General features: G+C 39.6%; 18 protein-coding genes, 1 pseudogene, 1 riboswitch and 1 other annotated feature. Of the genes and pseudogenes, 15 read left to right on the forward strand and 4 right to left on the reverse strand.

The window, feature by feature from the left end:
* Positions 1 to 288: 288 nt before the first annotated feature.
* Positions 289 to 508, forward strand: a binding site (T-box leader).
* Between the two features lie 63 nt (positions 509 to 571).
* Entirely contained in the window at positions 572 to 2,275 is a 1,704-nt protein-coding gene (locus J7I93_RS05990; protein ID WP_214724287.1) for a 2-isopropylmalate synthase, read from the forward strand.
* Positions 2,276 to 2,836: 561 nt separating this feature from the next.
* Here the strand turns inward: J7I93_RS05990 and J7I93_RS05995 are convergent.
* Positions 2,837 to 3,058 carry a hypothetical protein gene (locus J7I93_RS05995; protein ID WP_214724289.1) on the reverse strand — a complete coding sequence of 74 codons (222 nt, stop codon included), beginning with the start codon at positions 3,056 to 3,058 and terminating at the stop codon, positions 2,837 to 2,839.
* A gap of 435 nt (positions 3,059 to 3,493) precedes the next feature.
* Between J7I93_RS05995 and J7I93_RS06000 the strand changes: the two genes are divergently transcribed.
* From J7I93_RS06000 to J7I93_RS06015, 3 genes and pseudogenes are all read left to right on the forward strand, one after another.
* Entirely contained in the window at positions 3,494 to 4,000 is a 507-nt protein-coding gene (locus tag J7I93_RS06000; RefSeq protein WP_214724291.1) for a GNAT family N-acetyltransferase, read from the forward strand.
* A gap of 77 nt (positions 4,001 to 4,077) precedes the next feature.
* Positions 4,078 to 4,488, forward strand: a pseudogene (locus J7I93_RS06005) (GNAT family N-acetyltransferase).
* Positions 4,489 to 4,579: 91 nt separating this feature from the next.
* Positions 4,580 to 5,452: an AraC family transcriptional regulator gene (locus J7I93_RS06015; protein ID WP_214724295.1), complete on the forward strand. Its 873-nt coding sequence runs from the start codon at positions 4,580 to 4,582 to the stop codon at positions 5,450 to 5,452.
* A gap of 44 nt (positions 5,453 to 5,496) precedes the next feature.
* Here the strand turns inward: J7I93_RS06015 and J7I93_RS06020 are convergent, their stop codons facing one another.
* Positions 5,497 to 6,357 carry a transporter substrate-binding domain-containing protein gene (locus J7I93_RS06020; RefSeq protein WP_214724297.1) on the reverse strand — a complete coding sequence of 287 codons (861 nt, stop codon included), beginning with the start codon at positions 6,355 to 6,357 and terminating at the stop codon, positions 5,497 to 5,499.
* A 571-nt stretch (positions 6,358 to 6,928) separates the two neighbouring features.
* The gene (locus J7I93_RS06025) at positions 6,929 to 9,124 is read right to left on the reverse strand and encodes an FUSC family protein (protein WP_214724299.1); all 2,196 of its coding nucleotides are present in this window, start codon (positions 9,122 to 9,124) and stop codon (positions 6,929 to 6,931) included.
* A gap of 183 nt (positions 9,125 to 9,307) precedes the next feature.
* Between J7I93_RS06025 and J7I93_RS06030 the strand changes: the two genes are divergently transcribed.
* From J7I93_RS06030 to J7I93_RS06075, 10 genes are all read left to right on the forward strand, one after another.
* Entirely contained in the window at positions 9,308 to 9,646 is a 339-nt protein-coding gene (locus tag J7I93_RS06030) for a YolD-like family protein (RefSeq protein ID WP_214724301.1), read from the forward strand.
* 588 nt (positions 9,647 to 10,234) lie between these two features.
* The gene (locus J7I93_RS06035) at positions 10,235 to 11,251 is read left to right on the forward strand and encodes a DUF3231 family protein (RefSeq protein ID WP_214724302.1); all 1,017 of its coding nucleotides are present in this window, start codon (positions 10,235 to 10,237) and stop codon (positions 11,249 to 11,251) included.
* A 181-nt stretch (positions 11,252 to 11,432) separates the two neighbouring features.
* Positions 11,433 to 11,912, forward strand: coding sequence for a tetratricopeptide repeat protein (locus J7I93_RS06040; RefSeq protein WP_214724303.1), 480 nt, complete (start codon positions 11,433 to 11,435; stop codon positions 11,910 to 11,912).
* A gap of 124 nt (positions 11,913 to 12,036) precedes the next feature.
* Positions 12,037 to 12,594 carry an MEDS domain-containing protein gene (locus tag J7I93_RS06045; protein WP_214724305.1) on the forward strand — a complete coding sequence of 186 codons (558 nt, stop codon included), beginning with the start codon at positions 12,037 to 12,039 and terminating at the stop codon, positions 12,592 to 12,594.
* 32 nt (positions 12,595 to 12,626) lie between these two features.
* On the forward strand, positions 12,627 to 13,385 hold the full coding sequence (locus tag J7I93_RS06050) for a GNAT family N-acetyltransferase (protein ID WP_214724307.1): 759 nt from the start codon (positions 12,627 to 12,629) through the stop codon (positions 13,383 to 13,385).
* Between the two features lie 203 nt (positions 13,386 to 13,588).
* Positions 13,589 to 14,212 carry a YhbD family protein gene (locus J7I93_RS06055; protein ID WP_214724309.1) on the forward strand — a complete coding sequence of 208 codons (624 nt, stop codon included), beginning with the start codon at positions 13,589 to 13,591 and terminating at the stop codon, positions 14,210 to 14,212.
* Positions 14,213 to 14,223: 11 nt separating this feature from the next.
* Positions 14,224 to 14,943: a polymer-forming cytoskeletal protein gene (locus J7I93_RS06060; protein WP_214724311.1), complete on the forward strand. Its 720-nt coding sequence runs from the start codon at positions 14,224 to 14,226 to the stop codon at positions 14,941 to 14,943.
* A gap of 289 nt (positions 14,944 to 15,232) precedes the next feature.
* Positions 15,233 to 16,702 carry a spore germination protein gene (locus tag J7I93_RS06065; RefSeq protein WP_483297124.1) on the forward strand — a complete coding sequence of 490 codons (1,470 nt, stop codon included), beginning with the start codon at positions 15,233 to 15,235 and terminating at the stop codon, positions 16,700 to 16,702.
* Between the two features lie 18 nt (positions 16,703 to 16,720).
* Positions 16,721 to 17,893 (forward strand): Ger(x)C family spore germination protein, encoded by a 1,173-nt coding sequence (locus tag J7I93_RS06070; RefSeq protein WP_214724313.1) that lies wholly within the window; start codon positions 16,721 to 16,723, stop codon positions 17,891 to 17,893.
* A 17-nt stretch (positions 17,894 to 17,910) separates the two neighbouring features.
* On the forward strand, positions 17,911 to 19,014 hold the full coding sequence (locus J7I93_RS06075; RefSeq protein WP_214724315.1) for a GerAB/ArcD/ProY family transporter: 1,104 nt from the start codon (positions 17,911 to 17,913) through the stop codon (positions 19,012 to 19,014).
* 17 nt (positions 19,015 to 19,031) lie between these two features.
* Here the strand turns inward: J7I93_RS06075 and J7I93_RS25615 are convergent, their stop codons facing one another.
* Complete coding sequence (locus J7I93_RS25615) at positions 19,032 to 19,247, reverse strand: YczF family membrane protein (protein ID WP_483297125.1); 216 nt, start codon at positions 19,245 to 19,247, stop codon at positions 19,032 to 19,034.
* Positions 19,248 to 19,644: 397 nt separating this feature from the next.
* A riboswitch (ZMP/ZTP riboswitch) is annotated at positions 19,645 to 19,723 on the forward strand.
* 68 nt (positions 19,724 to 19,791) lie between these two features.
* Here J7I93_RS25615 and J7I93_RS06080 point away from each other — a divergent pair.
* Positions 19,792 to 20,991 carry a phosphoglycerate dehydrogenase gene (locus tag J7I93_RS06080; protein WP_214724317.1) on the forward strand — a complete coding sequence of 400 codons (1,200 nt, stop codon included), beginning with the start codon at positions 19,792 to 19,794 and terminating at the stop codon, positions 20,989 to 20,991.
* The last annotated feature ends 326 nt before the right edge of the window (positions 20,992 to 21,317 follow it).

A 21,317-nucleotide genomic window follows, 5' to 3' on the forward strand; every position in this document is an offset into this window, starting at 1 on the left:
TTATTCAATGTCCTGCGGAAAGAGAGGGAGCGGGAGACCCCACAGGCGTGAAACGCCGAGGAGGCTCTCGTTCCTCCCCGCGGGTTCGCTGCGTGACTGGAGCGGAAATCAACGGGCAAGCTTTATAGTCCCAAAACAACAATCTATACGAAAAGAGCCTAAAAGAAAAAGGGCTGCTGCAGCTCGTCTTTTTCGTATTAACGGAGCAAATTGTTAAAAAGATTTTAAAAGAAGGGTTGATTATTTTTTAGATCTGAAATAAAATAAGAAAAATCAGAAAAATTAACAGGAAACACGATGAAAGGGAGTAGTAAGGAATATTTATTGTTTAGAGAGCTGCCGGCTGGTGAAAGGCAGTCAGTAAATTCCCCAACTCGCCCGGGAGTGGTAAGGCTGAAATGTAGGCCTTAACGGTTGACCGCCGTAATCCAGTCGTTAAGCGGGTTCGTTTGTTTTTTAGCGAATCAAAAAGAGTGGTACCACGTAGGCATAGCCTGTCGTCTCTTATGAGATGGCAGGCTTTTTATTTTTTTAGCGAACTTAAATTAATGGTGAAAAGGTGGTTGTCAACGTGAAAAATAATGAAAAGTATTCAAGAGGTTATTTTATGCCCCCGGTGAAAAGCTTGAAATGGTCTGAGAAGGAGTATATTACTGAAGCTCCGACTTGGTGCAGTGTCGATCTTCGAGATGGAAATCAGGCCTTGGTAGTCCCTATGAGCTTAGAGGAAAAGCTGGAATATTTTCAATTACTTTTGAAAGTGGGTTTCAAGGAGATAGAAGTTGGCTTCCCCGCTGCCTCTGAAACAGAATATGCTTTTTTGCGGACATTGATTGAACAGGATTTAATTCCGGAAGACGTAACGATTCAAGTGCTAACACAGTCAAGAGAACATATCATACGAAAAACGTTTGAATCGCTGCAAGGTGTTAATAAAGCAGTGGTCCATCTGTACAATTCAACTTCAGTGGCACAGCGCGAGCAAGTATTCAGGAAATCGGAAGAAGAAATTATAGACATTGCTGTAACCGGTGCAAAACTGCTCAAGAAATATGCTGCTGAAACCGAGGGAAACTTTCAATTTCAATATTCACCGGAAAGCTTCACCGGTACAGAAATGGAATTTGCCCTTGAAATATCAAACCGGGTACTGGATATATGGCAGCCAACAGCTGAAAACAAGGTTATTATCAACCTTCCCGCTACGGTGTCAATGTCAATGCCTCATGTTTACGCAAGCCAAATCGAGTTCATGAGTGATCATTTGCACTTTCGTGACAATGTGATTCTCTCACTGCATCCGCATAATGACAGAGGAACTGGTGTGGCAGATGCAGAGCTGGGCATGCTTGCCGGAGCACAAAGGGTGGAAGGAACGCTGTTTGGAAATGGTGAAAGAACAGGAAACGTTGATATCGTCACACTAGCCTTAAATATGTTTTCACATGGGGTTAATCCAAAGCTTAATCTTGAACATATACGTGAAATTATATCAAGTTATGAAGAGTTAACAAGAATGAAAGTTCATGAAAGACATCCATATGGGGGAGAGCTTGTTTTTACTGCTTTTTCAGGATCCCATCAGGATGCCATTGCTAAAGGGATAAAATGGCGTGAGGAAAGAGAACGCCAGTATTGGACAGTGCCTTATCTATTAATTGATCCAAAGGATATCGGCAGAGAGTACGAAGGGGATATAATCCGTATCAATAGCCAATCCGGCAAAGGGGGAATCGGTTATGTTCTTGAGCAAAACTATGGGCTTGACCTTCCCGCCAAAATGCGTGAAAGCTTTGGTTATAGTGTAAAAGATGAATCAGACCGCTTACACAAAGAACTTTTGCCAAATGAGATCTATGATATCTTTATAAATAAATATGTGAATAAAAATAGCCCTGTTGAGTTTATTAATTATAGATTTACTCAAAATGAAAACTACGAAACTATTGTATTTATCAGAATAGATAATGAAGCCCATGAGTTTATTGGCGAGGGAAATGGAAGGCTGGATGCCATCAGCAATATTCTCCGAACCAAACTCGGCATCCATTTTAAAGATTTAGTCTATAAGGAGCATGCCCTTGAAATAGGCTCTGGGTCAAATGCTGTATCTTATGTAGGTTTCACCGCTTCGGATGGTGAGATTTATTGGGGCTGCGGAATTGACCCAGATATTATGACATCCTCTGTAAAAGCTCTGTTCAGTGCTGTCAACAACATGATCGAGAATGTCCAGCTTCCACTTCAAAAAGGATTATCAGCATTAAAAAATTAAGGAATATCAGCCCTGCTAAAAAAGCCGAAATAACGAGTAATATTCAGAAAAATATAAAAGGTAAAGCCGAAATGCCGAAATATAATTAAATATTGGATTTTATTTCTTTTTTCCAATGTTGAAAGTATCTTTTTTCTTTTTTATATTAAAAGTGTCAAAGTTATGCATTTCTGTATAGAAGGAGGGATGCATATCAAATACTTTTGTATCCGCTGTGACTGGGGATTCCGTCTTGGCAAAGAGAGAGCCAGCTCATTAATGATTGGGGCTGAACATGGTGGAATGTAGGACGAAAAAGACAACCTTGTCCATCTTGGTGAAAGAGATTTTAAACAAATAAACAACTTTTATTGGAGGCGTTAAGAATGACTACGAAAGCAGCACGCAAGCGTAGGAAAATTAAGCGTTTCCTTCAAAAGGAATTAAAAAAAGGCAGAGTAAAAAGGGGCAAAGCGATCGCTGCAGTTTAAGGCGCAATCAACTAGTCCAGAAGCAGAAACCGGGGTATGGAAATACCTCGGTTTTGTTTTTTCATTATAGCTGAATTAAAAAATAGTCCTTCTAATAAAGCTGCTGATTTTGGCAAGGCGGAAATGCATGTATATCTTGAATCATATAAAACTCGTATTGTTTTAAGGCGAACTGAGATTGATACAAGTATTCAATAACTAAAAGTTTTCCTTCCGAAATATCACACAAAATCCCCGAGGTTCCTTGCCCGTTTGCTAATGAAATTCCCACAGGCTGGCCAATTAAGTATGAAACTTTTTGCTGCCAAAGCATTGTCAACACTCCTTCATCAACATCATATGGCCATGGAGACTACATGTTCCGGTTCTTAAAGGAGATTGTGGATTGGTTTTCTCGGCTTTACTCTAGCACCTTTCGTTCCAATCAACAGCAGGTTTTACAGAGTCTTTATTTTAGGCTATTTTCGCAAAGTTTGTTGCTTAGAAACTAGCTTTAGTTTACTGAGTTGATTGGAGTGGAAGGCACTTGACTCCTGCATGAGGAGAGGGAGCGGGAGACCCCGCAGGCGTGAAACGCCGAGGAGGCTCCCGTTCCTCCCCGCGGAAAGCAAGTGACTGGAGCGGAAATCAACGGGCAAGCTTTATAGTCCAAAAACAACAATCAATACGAAAAGAGCCTTATTTTAAAAAGGATAAAGGTTTAGGTATATGGAATGTAATCTACAAAACTTTTTTTAGGAGGATGAAAATGAGTACTCCTGTCATAAGTACAGAAAGATTAATTTTAAGAGAAATGAATAAAGATGATGTTGAGAATCTAATGCAAATATTTTCTGATTCCGAGGCTATGAAGTATTATCCGTCAACTAAGGATGAAAAGCAGACGATGGAGTGGATTGACTGGACTTTGGGCAATTATGCTAAATATGGTGCTGGTCTTTGGATCGTGGAGAATAAAGAAACCGGAGAATTTCTTGGACAGTGCGGACTTGTTCCGCAAGAAGTTGATGGTGTGACCGAAATGGAGATAGGATATCTGTTTGCCAGACGTGTATGGGGAAAGGGATATGCGACAGAAGCGGCGTTAGCCTGCAGGAATTACGGTTTTGACCAGATGAAGTTAAAGAAGATCATCTCATTACCCGATGTCCATAATCTTCCTTCTGCAAAGGTAGCTGAGCGGATTGGGATGAAGATTGAAAAGACCATACAGAAATGGGGAAAAGAAGTATTTGTTTATTCAATCACAAAATAGTCTTTCTTTGAGGCAGGTGATGGGGATTGGAAGTAATTGAACTGCAGAAAGAGGAAATCAGAAAAGCTCTGGATTTAGTGTGGCATGTATTTCTGGAATTCGAAGCACCTGACTATTCTGAACAAGGTATTAAAGAATTTAGTAAGTTTATATCCTACGATTCCATCATTACAAAGTTAGCAGAAGGAGAATTACACTTTTGGGGTTGTGAAGATAATGATAAGTTAGTTGGGGTAATGGCAACACGCAGCATTAACCATATTTGTTTGCTGTTTGTAAAAAAGGAATATCAACGGCGGGGGATAGCAAGGACTTTATTTGAGTTAGTTAAAGAGGGTTGCAGAAAGCATAAACATCTTGGATGAATAACTGTTAATTCATCTCCGTATGCGGTCGAAGTTTATCATCGTCTCGGGTTTGAAGATACTGATCAAGAGCAAACGGTGAATGGGATCCGGTTTACACCTATGTCGTATTTGTTAAAATAAGTTCACTGATAAACCCTGCAGAATCGTGCACGAAAAGTCGGATGGGAAGTTTCATCTCCTGCTAAAGTATGGGTATAAGGAGGTCATCGAAGTGGACTCGCTCAAAATGATGAATGATGCCATGAAATTTATTGAGGATCATCTAACAGAGAATATTAATTTTAAGGAAGCTGCAAGTATAGCTTATTGCTCGGAATATCACTTTAAAAGAATGTTTTCCTTTCTCGCAGGAATCCCGCTTTCTGAGTATATTCGCCGCAGAAGACTGACACTGGCGGCATTCGATTTAAGAGATCCAAACAGGAAGGTGATTGATATTGCCGTCAAATACGGATATAGTTCACCAGACGCTTTTACAAGGGCGTTTCAGCAGCTGCATGGCATCACACCGACAGAAGCAAGAAATAATGGCCATTCACTTAAAGCGTATCCGCCAATGACCTTCCAATTATCCATTCAGGGAGGCAATGAAATGAATTATCGAATTGTTGAAAAAGAAGCATTCCGCATTATAGGGATTAAAAAAAGAGTGCCCATTGTATTCAGCGGAGTTAATCCTGAGATTGCAGCAATGTGGCAAAGCTTAGATGAAGAAAGAATAAATGAACTTAAAAATCTATCGAATATTGAACCATCTGGAATAATCAGCGCATCAACGAACTTTTCTGAAGGCAGAATGGAGGAAAAGGGGGAGCTGGATCATTATATTGGTGCAGCAACGACAAAGGAGTGTCCCGAAAACTTAGCCATGCTTGAAGTACCTGCATCCACATGGGCGGTGTTCCAGGCGGTTGGACCGTTTCCTGAAACACTGCAAAATGTATGGGGGAGCATTTATTCCGAATGGTTTCCAGCTTCTAATTATGAACAAAGAGAAGGTCCTGAGATTCTTTGGAATGAAAATAAAGATACTGGCTCGCCAACTTTTAAAAGTGAAATTTGGATACCGGTTTTGAAAAAGTAAGATATGTTAAAAAAGCTTCCCGCAAAACGAGGGAAGCTTTTACTCTATTCCATCCACTTTTTATAAAGAGCATCAAATTTGCCCTGCAGCTTCATTTCATCCATCCACATTTCAAGGTAGCTGGCATAGATGAAGTCACCGCGGGGAATCATATAGCCTTTTTCGTTATTTGTAAAAGGGTCGTCTGTCAGGGCTGCATATAATCGTGAATCCTCCTTAGCATAAAGAATGGCTTCCACTGTGTCAGTAATCATAACATCATACGTTCCATCGGCCACCAGGCCAGGAATATCAAGATTGTTTTCTACAACTGTTACATCTGCATTATTCAAATACTGTCGGACAAAGACTTCATTTGTACCGCCTGGATTTACGCCAATGCGGACGGAAGGCTTGTTGATGTCTTCGATGGAAAGATACTTATCCTTATCTTCAGCCCGTATTAAAGGTACTTTTCCAAAGGAAAGGTAGCCCTGCGATACATACGCAGTTTTTTGTCTGGAAGTATTACGTGTTACACCGCCGACAGCAATATCAAATTTGTCTGCATGCAGGTCCTTCATCATGTTAGGCCAGGTCGTTGTAACAAAACGAACCTCAACACCAAGATCCCTGGCAAGTTCTTTAGCTGCATCCACGTCATAGCCTTCAAACTCGTTTGTTTCTGGATCCAGATAGGTAAAAGGCTTGTAGTCCCCGGTCATGCCTACTCGTATGTATCCTCTCTCGATAATTTCATCCAACTGGGAAGCTTCAGCTTTTTTCTGGTGGCCCGGAGCCTTTTCTGATGCGGATTCAGCAGAAGCATTTTGTGCAGAAATCAGGTCGTGGCTGACATAACCGGTTCCAATAAGAGATAAACTGAGAACTCCGGCGAGTAAAGCTTTTTTCCATTTCATTAACATGTGTGTTCCTCCTTTTATGGGTGTGTTAAAAAATAATATATTTATTGTAGTCTAAATAGTTAGATATTTCTGTTAAATAATGAGAAATAAATAGATTTACCTACTAGGATTTTACAAACCCCTTCAAAAGTAATAGGGAAAGATTGTATGCATGCAATGGTAGGGGTAAAAGAAGGTGTTTTTTTCTGGTGAAGGAAATTTGTTCGAGGAACAGCATTTTTAATAGGATACGAGAAATGATTGATGCAGCTTTCAAAATTGAGGACCAAACTGCAAGTTAAGTAGAGTATTTTGGCGGAGTTAGGCTCTAAAAGCGCTGCATTAATGGAAAAAAGCAGAAATTTAACGCTATGACCAAATGAAACACTTGATTTTGCGGATTAACAGGAGCCTTTAGCTGCGATAAAAGGTATTAACTGCAACTAAACTGCCAGTGTAATCCTGAACAGGGAATTTCGTCAACATAGGCCATTTTATCATCAACTCCCCTCAAATATCATCAACTTCGCCCGGATAGCGTCAACTCGGGCTAAAATATTATCAGCTGCCAAAATAAAAAGGAAGGAGCATGTTACTCCTTCCCGGCACCTAGTTCGACAGCTAATTCAAGAATTGTTTTATTGATCCGCCATACATAGTAAAGGTGGTGAATGAGGTCACGCTGGGATTGTTTTCTGGTTGGAGCGAGGCGTTCAATTTGTTCCCGTTCTTCTTCAAGGCTGTAGACAAGCGCTCCGTTTCCGTTGCCTTTTATCACTTCTATCAATGTTTCGATATTCAGATCCAGTTTTTCTTCGATCCTCTTGAAGACATCCACTAATTCGTCCGGGTAGTCAAAGCCCTTCCGATAGGAGGAGGCAACTAAATGTCTGGCATAGTAATTTATTGCAGCGAATATCGTGATCCATCTGTTTACATCCGAGTTGCGGGGGGACCCGGGTTTTTGGGTTAGCGATTGGGCTTCCGTTTTGATTGTCTGCAGTTTTTGATCCAGGGTAAATGCACTCCCGGATAGTTCCTTTACATTTACATCTTCTCTAAATCCCCGTACATACTCCGTTACATAAGGCTTCAGCTCTGTTAAAAATTCATTAAAGGAGTCAGCAACCTTGTCCTTTGTTTTCTTTGGAAAAACAAACGCTGAAACGCCGAAGGCTATGGCAGCACCGGCAATTGTATCAATGACGCGGGCTCCGATAAGGGAAAAAGAAATCCCGCCCAGTAAAAGGTCATACATAAAAGCGACCAGCATGGTAATGAACATGCTCATTAAGGTGTAAGATACCTCAAGCAAATAGAAGGCGAAAAAGACGGCCACAAAAATCAGCGTAACTTCCAGTTCAGTATGGCCAGATACCAGCTTAGCCAGCGTAAATCCAATCACGGCGCCAATAATGGTACCGAGCGAGCGCTGAAACCCTTTTGTGTAAGTGCGGCCTATGGATTCCGTGCCAAGCAGGACGATAAACGCTGTCAGGAGTACCCAGTAAGGCTGGGCAGGCGAGATGATTTGGCCGACAATAATGGATAAAACTGCGGCGACTAAAGCCTGATAAGCTTTTTTAGTGGAAGGCTTTAGACTCTTCTCTGCATCTTCCGAATCGCTTTCATCTGAATCCTTTTCAGACTCTTCGTCCAAGCTTTCATCCGCTCCTCCAGGCTTCTCTTCAAATTTTTTTACACTATGAAGCGCTTGCTGGATAGTGATCGCACCTTCGATCACATGGTTCGCAATCGACTCAATCCGCCGGATTAAAAAGAACCATCCTGCAGGCTGATCTTCACGATTAAATAAATCCATAATTAACAGGCGGAGTGCCTGCACGGCCAGTTCTGCTTCTTGGAGATTCTGTTTTTCATAATGATGGGCCAGTACCTCCGCATCACGGAGAGATTGAATTACCCAAATCAGAAGCCTTCTTAGTTCATCGATGTCAAAGGCGTCAGCTTTTTTTAAGCTTCGTATCGAGTCGGTAAGTGTTTCAATCAGCATACCGGTATCAAAAACGTACAGTCGCAGCTGAGAGGGGGTTAAACCCGGCCATAGCTTCTGGACATCATCCTCATTTATATATTCAGAAGCAATGATCGCATATTCCCTAAGCTTCAGTACATTCTTCTGCAGCTCTTTTTTTCGCTGGAGGCTTAATTCCTTATCCTCCATACCCTCTATTAAAAGATTAAAGGTAAGGTTACTTTGGATATGAAAAGAACGAATACTCCTTTTTAAGTTTTTCGCGGAATCCTGGAAAAGGATGAAATTAAACAAGAAAGCATATATTATCCCAATTCCTATCCCTATGTAAAACCAGGGGAGCTGGCTGCTCGTCAGATTTAAGATCGAGGAAAAATAAACGGTCATGAAACCGATCATGCATAAAGAAAAATACCGAACTCCAAAACGGGTTAAATAAAAGCTGCCGAAAATTAAAATGATCATGGCTATATCAATGTAATAGGCATTGTATGCCAAATAGGAGCCAAGCGTAATTCCAGCCATAGCTGAAACGCCAAGCAGGAAAGTGGTCAGGATTTTTTTCCTTTTCGTATCATCCATTACAATCATGATGCCCATCATCCCGGCCATTCCGGAAACGATTGCCGGAGTAAGTGCATTAAATCCAGCTGCATGCATGATAAACAGAGTTGTAAAGACAGAGGCCATTAAACTGAGGGTAGCCCGTCCCGCTTTCTGAAACCGGATAAGTCCGGGGTCAGAAGCCAGTATACGCCCAAGCCATGGGTGTTTTATATGCAGTTCTTTCATTATGTCACCAAACTTTGCAAAATTTTTCATTTTAGAGTGCTAAAGAATATATTAACATTCGCCGTTTTAATAACCAAGTTGATTTTACCCAATCATCACCTTTTAAAAACCAAAGAGAAATTCTTTATTTTTAGATCAAAACAAGAACAAATGTTCTATAATAAAGTTATGGAGGGATTTACAATGCCACTTAGGGACAGAGGATTAGTAAAATGGCTTCCTGCACACTTTATGCCGGAACAGAGAGCGATGCTGAAAAAACTGGAAGTCGAACAGAAATATCAAAACAAGCCGCTTATCGATGAGTATGAAAGGCTGGAATACGAAAACAGGCTTCACTATGCCATGGAGTATGCTTTTTTCGTAAGTGTAAAGGTATGGAGAGAAGGCTATTTTTATGACATCAAGGGAAGAGTGAACAGGCTGGATGGGTTCAGCAAAAAGATCTACTTAGAAACAGACGATCGTTACATACAAAACATCACCTTTAATGAAATTGTCGGGGTGGAGGTGGAAGAATAATTCAATGTAAAATTTCTTTAATGGAATGTAAGTTTTTTCGAAAAGAGCGTCGAGAGAGTAAATCTATTCTCGTTAAACTCCGTAAATGTTTGTAATAAACAGGCACGAATGATAGCCTTAACGAGCATAGTTTATTTTTTCTATGCAAAGGGGAGTATCTACGTTGGTAAGTCTATCGGAGTATTTACTTTTTCTTAGAGAACTTGGACGCTTGCATATTGATTTTCAAGACTGCAGCGATACCCAAGTCTGCAATGACATCTGGCAGGATATTCTCTTACTTCAAAGGGCTTTAGATTTGACTGCTATTAATTAGCGGTCTTTTTATTGCTTTTATTTATTATTATATATGGAAAGTGCGATGCACTTGCCTGTTTGATTTCCGATCAAAACATCCTGACCCGGTTGCGGACCGGGCTCATCCTCAAAACGCATGAAGAAAATGCGTGGAACTCGCGCCTTCGCTCCATTAACAGGGTGCCAATATCAGCGTTTTAAATCTGTCTCACAATTTGGCTTGTGAACCATCAGAATAAAATGGCCCTCCACTAAAGAAACTAAGTAAAACAAAATGGTAAGGGGTATTGTATGTTTAAGCTAAAGCCGATTAAGATTCATGCAGAAAAATTGGATGAAAGTCAAAAACTGACTTCTGCAGAGATGGGGAAGCTTTGGGCTACTTATATGGGAAACAGTATGTCCTCGCTAATTTTAAGATATTTCCTGCAGCATGTGGAGGATAAAGAAATTAAATTGCTGCTTCAAAATGGACTACATCTGAGCGAGACCTTTATGAAGACAATAAAGGTTTTTTTTGAAAAGGACAATTTCCCAATTCCTTTAGGCTTTACTGATGATGATGTAAATCTTAATGCACCTAGATTGTTTGAAGATGAATTTTATGTTCACTATATTAAATATGCAGCAAAAGCGGGGCTAAGCTTATATGCTGTAGCAATTCCCCTAGTGATGAGAGATGATATAATGGCATTTTTCTCCGATTGCAGCAAATCAACGAGTGAGCTCTTAGTGCAGGTTAATCATGTTTTAATCGAAAAAGGATTCCTAATAAAACCGCCTATTATACCAGTACCGGAAAGCATTAAATTTGTTGAAAAACATAATTATTTTAAAGGGTTTGTGGGAGATATCCGGCCCCTGCACGCATTAGAAATTACGCACCTATTTGATAACGTAGAAAATAACGCAACAAGCAAAGGACTATTAATCGGTTTTATTAATGTTGCCAAGGATGAAAAGGTAAGAGAATTTTTACAAAGAGGTTTAGACATTACCAATACAGCTGCAACGCAGTTTCGAGACAAATTACATAAAGGAAACCTGCCGTCACCCGGAATTTTGGATCATTTGGTAACCAGTTCTTCATTTCCGCCTTTTTCTGATAAATTAATGCTATTTCACAAGGTGGATATGTTCTCCATGAAGGTAAGGTCGTTTGCTAATTCAGCTGCAGTGAATGGGAGAAGAGATTTAGCACTTTTATATGCAAGAGCGATGATGAGGGTTTCTATATTTGCAGAGGACGGTGCGAACATGATGATTGAAAAGGGCTGGATGGAACAGCCGCCTCATGCCAGGGATTAATGATTAATACAGGGATAAACGCTTGGCATATTCATTCGTTCAAGCGTTTTTTTATATATTTATTCCATAGTTCACTCCGAACCGTCAACGGATATTTCTAAAATAAAAAAACAAGGTTTATAATATCCATTTTTTAGAATTTTTAGATATAATAATAAAAAAGAGACTCTTGGAGGGAAATATGGGGAATGCATTAGAGAAAGCGATTGTTCTGCGCAATATTGGCAAGTATAAAGAATCTAACGAACTGCTTTTAAGATTAGTGAGCGAATTCCCGAATGATCCAATTATAAATTTTCAATGTGCCTGGAGTTTTGATGTACTGGGTGAAGAATCAAAGGCTGTGGGTTTTTACGAAAAAGCGATAGAACTTGGGCTTCAGGATGAGGACCTCCAGGGTGCCATTCTGGGTCTTGGCAGTACATATAGGACATTGGGAGAATATGAAAAATCAAAAAAGGTATTGCAAAAAGGAATGGATCAATTTCCTGACAGCCGGTCAATCCAGGTGTTTTTTTCCATGACTCTTTATAATTTGGGAGAGCACAGCTCGGCAATGGAGCTGCTTCTCAAATGCCTTGCAGAAACTACATCTGATAGGGAAATAATAAAATATAAGAAAGCGATCAATTTTTATTCTAATCACTTGGACAAAGCCTGAAATGAAATAAAAGTTTAATAGAAATGGAGAGATATTCAGAGTGAAGGCCGATAGAAAAATAAACTTTCTTCTTGGCATGGGGTATAATAATCGGAAACATCAAGAAGTTTAAGGAGATTTATAAATGAATGAGTTATTTGTAGATTTGATAGATGATTTGAAAAAGTCGAATGGCGGTCATATCCTTTATCACTACGATCAGATCGACTGTTACCGTCAAAATGCGGTATCCTATATTGTGGCAGGAGTCGAAAACGGAGGTCATGTGATGTTTGTGGAAAATGACCGAAATCTTCCTCATATAAAAAAAGAATTGGACAAGCATTTAAGCAAAGACGAATGGGCCAGGGTCCATTTTGCTAATAACTTTGATTTCTATTATTCCAATGGTAATTTTAATCCAGAGACAGTTATGAACTATTTCATAAAAAATGTCCAGCCCTATTTGGAAAGCGGTGCAGCGGTGTGTACATGGGGACTTGTGGAATGGGGAAATGTGAAGGAATACATTCCGAAAATAGAAGAGTATGAAAAGAAGTTAGATGAGGTGGTACCTGAAAAAGGCATTATTTCATTATGTGCCTATGATAACAAGAGTACACCTGATGAATTAAAAGAAAGATTAAAGCGCTGCCATGGGGTGCTGATTACAGATCGTGAATACAAATACCTGCAAAATTAAAATAGAAAAAGACTTTTTTTGAGGAGAAACAAATGGGGAATATAACCTTTAAAGATATCTATAAACCTGGGCAGACCATCCTGGAAAATGATCTTTACATTCATAATCATAATCCGGAAATGCTGCTGCAATATGACAGCAATTTTATCAGTTTTAAAAAGATGCCGACCATAAAAGAATTCATTAAAGCTCAAGATTATCTAAGAGACTATCATAAAGAGCATGGACAAAAGCATGTTCGTTTTTATTTTCCGGAAGGTGAGCCGCTTTCACAGGAGTTAAAGGACCTTTTTAGGGAAGATGAGGATTATTCCATCGGGTTCCTGGAGCTTTTCGCCATACAGCCGGAGAACTTTCCTGCTATAAAAGAAATTCCTGAGATTATTGTTGAAAATGTAACGGATGAAAAATGGGATGATTATTTAAGATTTCAATATGAACAGGATTCGGTTTATGGGGATGAGTATGCTAAAAAAAAGCAGAGTCAGCACTTGCGGAACTTTAACCATCAAGGTATTCAGCAAATACTAGCATTTTACCAGGGAGAACCTGCTGGATCAGTCGATGTCATTTTAAAAGATCATACAGCTGAAATCGATGGTTTAATGGTGCGTGAAGACTTCCAGAAAAAAGGCATTGGCAGCCGTCTGCAGAAATTTGTAATGAATCAATTCCATGATAGAACCGTTATACTGGTCGCTGACGGGGAAGATACCCCAAAGGAGATGTACCGCAAGCAAAACTATCAGTTTCTTGGAAAGCAGTATCAAGCATTAAAAGTATATGAATGAAAAAGTGTCTGGTTCTATGAGAGCCGGACCTTTTTTTATGGGAATGAATGAAACACTGTTCTGTTAAAAGAGATGGAAATCGGGCAAATAACGATAGTAAAACAGACGTTTTGTCGAAAAAAATCGAGATAGCAGGAAAAAATTCTGTATTGCGATGTAACAGTGTTATGTTACAATCAGTTCAACAGAAAGGAGTCCTGAAATTGAGCGAGGAATTGATTTCTAAAAAAGATGTGCTGGATTTAACAGGCATTTCCTACGGGCAGCTTTATCGGTGGAAAAGAAAAAACTTGATTCCCGAGGATTGGTTTGTAAGGAAATCCACCTTTACAGGGCAAGAGACTTTTTTTCCAAAAGAGAAAATCCTGGAACGGATCGAGAAAATACAGAAAATGAAGGATACGCTTTCGCTGGCTGAATTAGCGGATATGTTCTCCCCCGGTACCGCCAATCTCAGGATGACAAGGGCGGACATTATAGCTAAAGGAATTGCATCCGAACCGGTTTTGAATATCTTTCTCGAACAACAAGGCGAAATGAATGAATTTGATTTTCATCACCTAATGAGTCTTTATTTTCTTTCTGCCTTGCTGGAATCAGGAGATATTCATTTAGAGGAAGGGAAAATGCTTCTGCAGCTATTAAACGATCACCAGAAAATAGTTCATCAGCAAAATACGGTTATCTATTTCATTCGCAAGCTGGGCATTTCCAGCTGTCTATTTTCGGTGAAGGGTGAAGAGCTGTATTTTGAAAAAGGGACAAAAGTTATCGCAAGCTTATCAGTAGGCCAAAGTTCAGAAGAATTAAAATCAAAATGGATGTAGGAGGAAAAACTGTGAATACAAAAGCATTAGGCAATTTAGTGATCAACGGAATAGGGTCGTCAAATGGAGGTTTATTTGAAAAGGTTGAGTTAAATGGGAAGGGAAGGGTAAATGGAGATACGGAATGCGCTAAGCTTTATTGTAATGGTACTGGCACAATCCATGGGAATGTAAAAACGGTTAAGGCGAAGATTAGTGGCGCGGCAAAAATCAATGGAGCAGTAAAAGCGGAGGAGCTCATTATCAATGGTTCTGCCTCCATTTCTGAAGCAGTCAGCAGCAAAGTGGTGGAGGTGTCTGGAAAGTCATTCATAGGCGGATCTGTAAAATGCGATGACATGATTGTGAACGGAAAGGTATCGATAGAAGGCGACTGCGAAGCGGAAAACTTCCGTGCAGAGGGTGCCTTTTCTGTAGCTGGTTTGTTGAATGCTGAGATAATTGATATAAAGCTATTTGGAGACAGCAGAGCGAAAGAGATTGGCGGCAGGAATATAAAAGTAGTACAGCATAAAGAAAGCTTATTCAAATTAATTAAATCAATCTTTCCGTTGAAGCTTGAGGCAGAGGTTATTGAAGGCGATGAAATCGAGCTGGAAGGAACAGTGGCTGCTGTTGTTAGGGGGAGAAATGTAAAAATCGGGAAAAATTGCGAAATCGGCCTTGTTGAATATTCGGGTGAATATGAGTGCCAGCCGGAAGTGCTGGTTAAAGAATCCCGCAAAATATAAGCAGGGAGAAGTCATTGTGGCTGTAAAGAATATCAGCACCCATGGGTCCGGCAGCGCCTCTGGCGGCAGCTATAGAAAAATGGCCATTAGAGTTTTTATCTTGGTTGGAAATAAAATAAATTGGTAGCCAAAGAAGTTCCGTGTCTGATCTCTGTAATGCTCCAGGGATCAGGCACTTTTATTTGTTATGGCGGAACACACTTTCCCCTGATCCTTTCCCTCTAGGTAAACATATTCCAAATCATTCCGGGCACAATAAAAAATATTATTAGTTCTTCATAAAAGGAGAATGATTGTGTTTAAGAAAGAGCGGAAGCTAACCAATAGGCTAAGTAAAATGACAGAGGAAAATCTTGAAAAATTAAAAGAGGTATTAGGGGATAGCTCTGACCTTTCTATCCGAAAACTTAAAATCCCGGACCATGGAAATGCGGCAATAGTACATATCCTTGGAATTGTTGACGATGAAAGTATTCAGGATAATGTCATTTATCCAATCTTGCATATTTTTAAAGAAAAGCAGTATTTCAATCCGATTGATTTGCAGGAACAGCTTGTTCAAGTCATTTCCGTTCCCAAGGTCGATTTTGTTTCAGAATGGGATGAGCTTGTGGCTAATTTATTGGCTGGGGAAACGCTTATTTTGACAGATGGCAGCACAAGGGCCATTCTGGCTGGGACACGAAAAATCCAATCCCGATCCATTACTGAGCCAACTACTCAAACGGTAATTAAAGGCCCTAAGGAGGGGTTTACTGAGAATTTGGGAACCAATATTTCCTTAATCCGGGCACGAGTTCAAAATCCGAAATTAAGGGTGGAGCAGCTAAAAATTGGTAAGGTGACCAAAACGAATGTAGCGATTGTCTATATCGAAGGTTTGGCCGATCAAAACATTGTCATGGAAGCAAAAAACCGGATGATGAAAATCGATATGGATAGTATTTTGGATTCTAACTATATTGAAGAAGCAGTTAAAGACAATAGGACATTGTTCCCTCTGGTCCAAAACTCTGAGAGGCCTGATGTGGTTGTAGCTAACCTATTGCAAAGAAGGATTGCCATCCTCATAAATGGAACACCATTTGTTTTAATCCTGCCGATTGTTTTCATTCAGCTTTTTCAATCGCCAGAGGATTATTATTCAAACAGTATAATGGGCTCATTCTTAAGAATGATTCGGATTAGCTCTTTTTATGTCAACATGTACGCCTCTGCCATTTATCTGGCATTGATCACTCATCATCACGGATTAATCCCGACTACTTTGATGGTTACGTTAATGGCACAAAGAGAAAGAGTTCCTTTCCCGGCCATTGTTGAATTACTCGTAATGGAGCTTGCTTTTGAAGTTCTTAGGGAAGCAGGTATTCGAATGCCCCGGGCAATTGGTCCAGCCGTTTCCATTGTGGGAGCACTTATTTTAGGGCAGGCAGCTGTTGAAGCAGGATTTGTTTCTGCAGCCATCGTCATTATTGTAGCCACGTCAGCCATTAGCAGTTTTACACTTCCAAATCCTAATATCGTAAATGCTGCAAGAGGGCTGCGCTTTATTTTGATTTTCTCTGCTGCGTATATTGGATTTTACGGAATCATTTTAATTTCATTATGCATTTTATTGCATCTTTGCAGTTTGAGGTCCTTTGGGGTGCCTTATTTTGCTCCCTTCGCCCCAGTAAGAATAAATGAGTTAAAGGATAGCTTCATTCGTGTTGCATTGCCTTCCTTATTGAAGAAAGAAAAGCTTAAAAATCACTAAAAAGAGCAGGGATCTAAAATGAAGAAAGTCCTTAAAATGCTTTTAATTATAGGATTACTCTCAGGGTGTTCAAACTATAGGGAATTGAATGAAATTGGCCTGATCATTGCGATTGGAATTGACCTTCCTCAGGAAAGAGAAACTGGCTATCGTGTCACCTACCAAGTGATCAATCCCAGTCAATTTTCACAAAACGGAGCTGGGAATGGAATCCCGGTCATTAATTATACGGTGGAAGCTGAATCCTTTCTTGAATCTTACCGTAAAGCGTCTGTCATCATACCCCGGGAGAACAGAGTAACACATCTATCTCTGATAGTCATAGGGGAGGCGGTTGCAAGAGAAGGGCTTGATTTGCTTTTTGCCTTGGCTGAAAGAGGTGAGTCCCGGTCTACTTTTCCTGTCTTTATTGCAAGGGATACAACCGCGGAAAATATTTTAGGGGTAATCGAGCCTGTAGAGTCCAATCCAACAAAAAGCATTATCAGCACGAGTGAGAACAATCAAAAGATGTACGCTATTTCAAATGTTATGCCTGTTTATAAAGCTATATCTTTATTGGCAGATGAAGGCACCAATCTCTTACTTTCAGGTGTAAAATTAAGAAAGGAATTAAAATCGCCAAATCAATCTGAAAATCTGCAGAATATTAAGCCTGCTGTCGTTGAAGTTAGCGGCTTAGCAATGTTCAAAAAGGATAAATTGATTGGATGGTATGATGGCCAATTTGCACGTACAGCCCATTTAATCAAGTCAGAAGTTGAAAGTACTTCGTTTCCCATAGCCTGCAGCGACAATAAAAGAATCACATTCTTAACTACTGGAATCAAGAGTTCGATTAAAACAGTTTTGAAGCCTAAACTAACCCTGGAGGTAAATGTTTCACTTAAAAGCAATATTGGTGAAGTAAACTGCAATATTGATATTAGTAATCAGAAGGAGATTGAGAAACTGGAAAAGAGCTTAGAAGAAGAGATTGAAAATCAAATCAAGCAAACCATCCAAATAGCACAAGGTGAAGGCACCGATGTATTTGGATTTGGCAATAAGCTTTCAAAAGACGATTCAGCTTATTGGAAAAAACACAAAAATGAGTGGCAAACAATTTTCAGCCATGCGGATATGGATGTGAAAGTGGATGCTGTGATCTCCAATTCAGGGATGCTGACCGATCCTTATGAAATTAAATGATCAGGAGGTGAATCGTATTGTCCAAAATTAAAATAGATGGCATTCAGTTATTCTGTCTAATGGTATTATTTTTGTTTGGAACGGCAGTCTTTTTGGATTTAGGCAGTGGAGCCAATCAGGATGCCTGGATTGTTACACTTCTATCTCCTATTGCCGGATTGATCCTATTTACGATTTATTACCAGCTTTATAAACATTACCCTGACTTGCCTTTTACAGAATATGTTAAGAAAATTTTGGGGAGATACTTAGGCAGCATCATTAGTTACATTTATATCATTTATTTTATTTATATCGCTTCAAGAGTTTTGCGGGATATCGAAGAATTATTAATAAGTTCCCCTTACTCCAGAACATCCATTATTACATTGGGTATTTGCATGACGTTTGCATTGATCTATGCTGTAAACCATGGTATAGAGGTTTTTTCGAGGGTAGCATGCATAGGATTTGTAATGATTGGAGGAACCTTATTTATACTCATAATTCTATATGTCATAAGTGGTTTAATCCATTTTGATAATTTAACACCAATACTGGCTGAAGGCTGGAAACCGATAGTAATGGAGATTGTACCGGTAAATATCACTGTACCTTACGGGGAGCTTATTTTATTTACAATGATACTGCCCTTTCTGAACCGGAAAACAAAAATTATGAAAGTTGGAAGTTTGGCCATTGGTTTTGTAGGTTTATATTTAACCATCAACACGATCCTTTTAATTAGTATACTCGGGCCCAATTTACTGGACCGATCAGCGTTCCCGGCGATGGCAGCCGTAGGATATATTCAAATCGCAGGATTTATACAGCGTCTGGATCCATTTATTATCTTATTGATTGTGATCCTGGGTTTCATGAAAGTGGCGATGTTTTTCTTTTGTGCACAGATCGGAATGAACCATTTATTTAAACTGAAACCGAACATCTTTTCAACTTATTCAATAGGAGTGATTATTTGTCTCTGCTCGATTATCATTGCACCAGGGTATCGAAGCCACTTAGATGAAGGATTGAAGGTCGTCCCATATGTCCTCCATATCGGCTTTCAAATTGTTATTCCGGTGCTTCTGCTGATTTTAGTTTTAGTGAAAAGAAAAGCAAAACAGTGGATGGCTTAAATCAAAAGGAGTTATTCCTATTTTCGGAGTTGGAGAAGAAACAAAATCAAGAAAATAAACAGTAAAATGGCGATTAGAAAATAATCTTCGCCTTTTGCAGCGGTTAGTGAAGTCTTTAAACTATGCCAAGCTTCATACACAGAATTGCCCTGAATAAAATCTAAAAAGACAATGAGTGCTAATGTACTTACTAATAGTATGATAAAAATAATGAAAGCCTTCAATTGATCCACCCTCAAGCTGCATTGTAAGAAAAACAATCGATTTATGATACTTACTAGGTTTAACAAGTTCCTTTATATATATAACATCGGCTAATTAATTGGAGCTCGCATACCGTATTGTCAGTTTTATTAACTGGTAATTAAATGATTCACGGGTCGAGGTTTTTACCCTAAGGGTTATGAAGAAAGCCAGATAAGTTCATGGGGCAGATTTTGTGTTTATAGTTGCATAGGAGCCTAAATTTGAACAGGGATATTTAGTTTTTAAGCATAGTGTACAAAAAGAGTTAAATATAATCTAAATATAGTAAATAAAACGACAAAAAAATAAAAAAAATTTTAAATATGTAAGCGCTTTAAAGGGTTGAAGTTTTCTGAAGACTTTGATAAGATTTAAAAAACTGAAAAGGCTATGTGTGACTGGCGAGACACGGATTACCGTGAGGGAGCACATAGTGTCGAAGCCGTTCGCCTGGGCAGAGGTAAGGGATTCTACCCCTTGCCTCTTTCTGTTTTAAATCTGACAAAGCTATTTAGAAAAGGGGAGAATCCAGTGAGTACTATGACTTTAGACAAAGTGAAGACGATTAAAACGTTAAACGCAATTGCAAAAAACGGCCTTGATGTATTTAACAAGGACCATTTTACAATCGATAATGAGTGTGATAATCCTGATGCAATTGTTCTTCGCAGTTTTAATATGCATTCAATGGAATTTGGCGATCGATTAAAAGCAATCGCGCGCGCTGGTGCCGGCGTCAATAATATTCCGGTTGAAAAATGCACAGAGCAGGGGATTGTTGTGTTTAATACGCCTGGTGCCAACGCAAATGCTGTAAAAGAAATGGTGCTAACCACTTTGATGGCTTCATCCCGTAATCTGTTTGCCGGAATCGCTTGGACCAAAACGTTAGAGAACGAAGGCGATCAAATTCCAAAGCTTGTGGAAGCAGGGAAAAAGCAATTTGTCGGAAAAGAAATTAAAGGGAAAACACTTGGTGTCATCGGTTTAGGCGCAATCGGGGCGCTTGTGGCGAATGATGCACTGGACCTTGATATGGATGTTGTCGGCTTTGATCCGTTCATTTCTGTTGATACTGCCTGGAACCTTTCCCGAAATGTCCAGCGTGCGTTGTCAATTGAACAAGTATTCGCGGAGTCTGACTATATCACAGTGCACGTTCCGCTAACAGATGACACAAGAGAAATGTTTAATGAAAACACATTCAGTATGATGAAGAAAGGTGTTCATATTTTGAACTTCTCCCGCGGTGAGCTTGTAAATGAAGCTGATATGGCTGCTGCTCTTGAAAGTGGAAAAGTTGGCAAGTATATCACTGATTTCCCGAATGAAAATGTACTGCAAATGAAAAATGCAGTCGCGATCCCGCATTTAGGTGCGTCTACACAAGAATCTGAGGAAAACTGCGCTGTGATGGCGGCACGCCAGGTAAAGCATTTCCTTGAAACAGGTAATGTTAAAAACTCAGTGAACTTTCCAAATGCTGCTCTTCCTTATACAGGCAAGCGCCGCGTCACAGCTTTTCATAAAAACGTCCCGAACATGGTTGGTCAAATCACACTTGCAATATCAAGCTACCAGCTGAACATTGCGGACATGGTGAACAGAAGCCGCGGGGATTACGCCTATACAATGATTGATATTGATAATAAAGTGAATGGCGATGTTATTCCTGGTTTGCTGAATCAGATCAATCAAATCGAGGGCATTGTATCAACACGGATCATTTAATGATGAAGCCTCAATTCCATGACGGAATTGAGGCTTTTTGGTGTTGCAGCACTAGTTGATGATATTTTTAGCGAAGTTGATGATATAAAGTGAAAGTTAATGATAAAAAGGCCTAGTTGCTGATATTTTGAGGGCAGTTGATAATAAAATAGGCAAAGTTGAGGATATCCGGCTTTTCTGAAGCTGATCCAAAAGCCGGATTTGCAAATAAAACCTTCTCCCGGCTAAAATAGGGGTAAATTGCCGCCAAAAGCTGTCCCGAGCAGACCCAATTCTATAAAAATACGGATCCAAACACCACAAACCTGTATAAAAAAAGATAAACT

Source organism: Bacillus sp. ISL-47 (assembly GCF_018613175.1).
Classification (GTDB): Bacteria; Bacillota; Bacilli; order Bacillales; family Cytobacillaceae; genus Cytobacillus.

Excerpts from the sequence above, each read along its gene's own strand:
- J7I93_RS06070 (WP_214724313.1), top strand. The coding sequence starts at position 16,721 with ATGAAGAAAGTCCTTAAAATGCTTTTAATTATAGGATTACTCTCAGGG.
- J7I93_RS05995 (WP_214724289.1), bottom strand. The coding sequence starts at position 3,058 with ATGCTTTGGCAGCAAAAAGTTTCATACTTAATTGGCCAGCCTGTGGGA.
- J7I93_RS06040 (WP_214724303.1), top strand. The coding sequence starts at position 11,433 with ATGGGGAATGCATTAGAGAAAGCGATTGTTCTGCGCAATATTGGCAAG.
- J7I93_RS06020 (WP_214724297.1), bottom strand. The coding sequence starts at position 6,357 with ATGTTAATGAAATGGAAAAAAGCTTTACTCGCCGGAGTTCTCAGTTTA.
- J7I93_RS06065 (WP_483297124.1), top strand. The coding sequence starts at position 15,233 with ATGATTGTGTTTAAGAAAGAGCGGAAGCTAACCAATAGGCTAAGTAAA.
- J7I93_RS06050 (WP_214724307.1), top strand. The coding sequence starts at position 12,627 with ATGGGGAATATAACCTTTAAAGATATCTATAAACCTGGGCAGACCATC.
- J7I93_RS06000 (WP_214724291.1), top strand. The coding sequence starts at position 3,494 with ATGAGTACTCCTGTCATAAGTACAGAAAGATTAATTTTAAGAGAAATG.
- J7I93_RS06030 (WP_214724301.1), top strand. The coding sequence starts at position 9,308 with ATGCCACTTAGGGACAGAGGATTAGTAAAATGGCTTCCTGCACACTTT.
- J7I93_RS06025 (WP_214724299.1), bottom strand. The coding sequence starts at position 9,124 with ATGAAAGAACTGCATATAAAACACCCATGGCTTGGGCGTATACTGGCT.
- J7I93_RS06035 (WP_214724302.1), top strand. The coding sequence starts at position 10,235 with ATGTTTAAGCTAAAGCCGATTAAGATTCATGCAGAAAAATTGGATGAA.
- J7I93_RS06045 (WP_214724305.1), top strand. The coding sequence starts at position 12,037 with ATGAATGAGTTATTTGTAGATTTGATAGATGATTTGAAAAAGTCGAAT.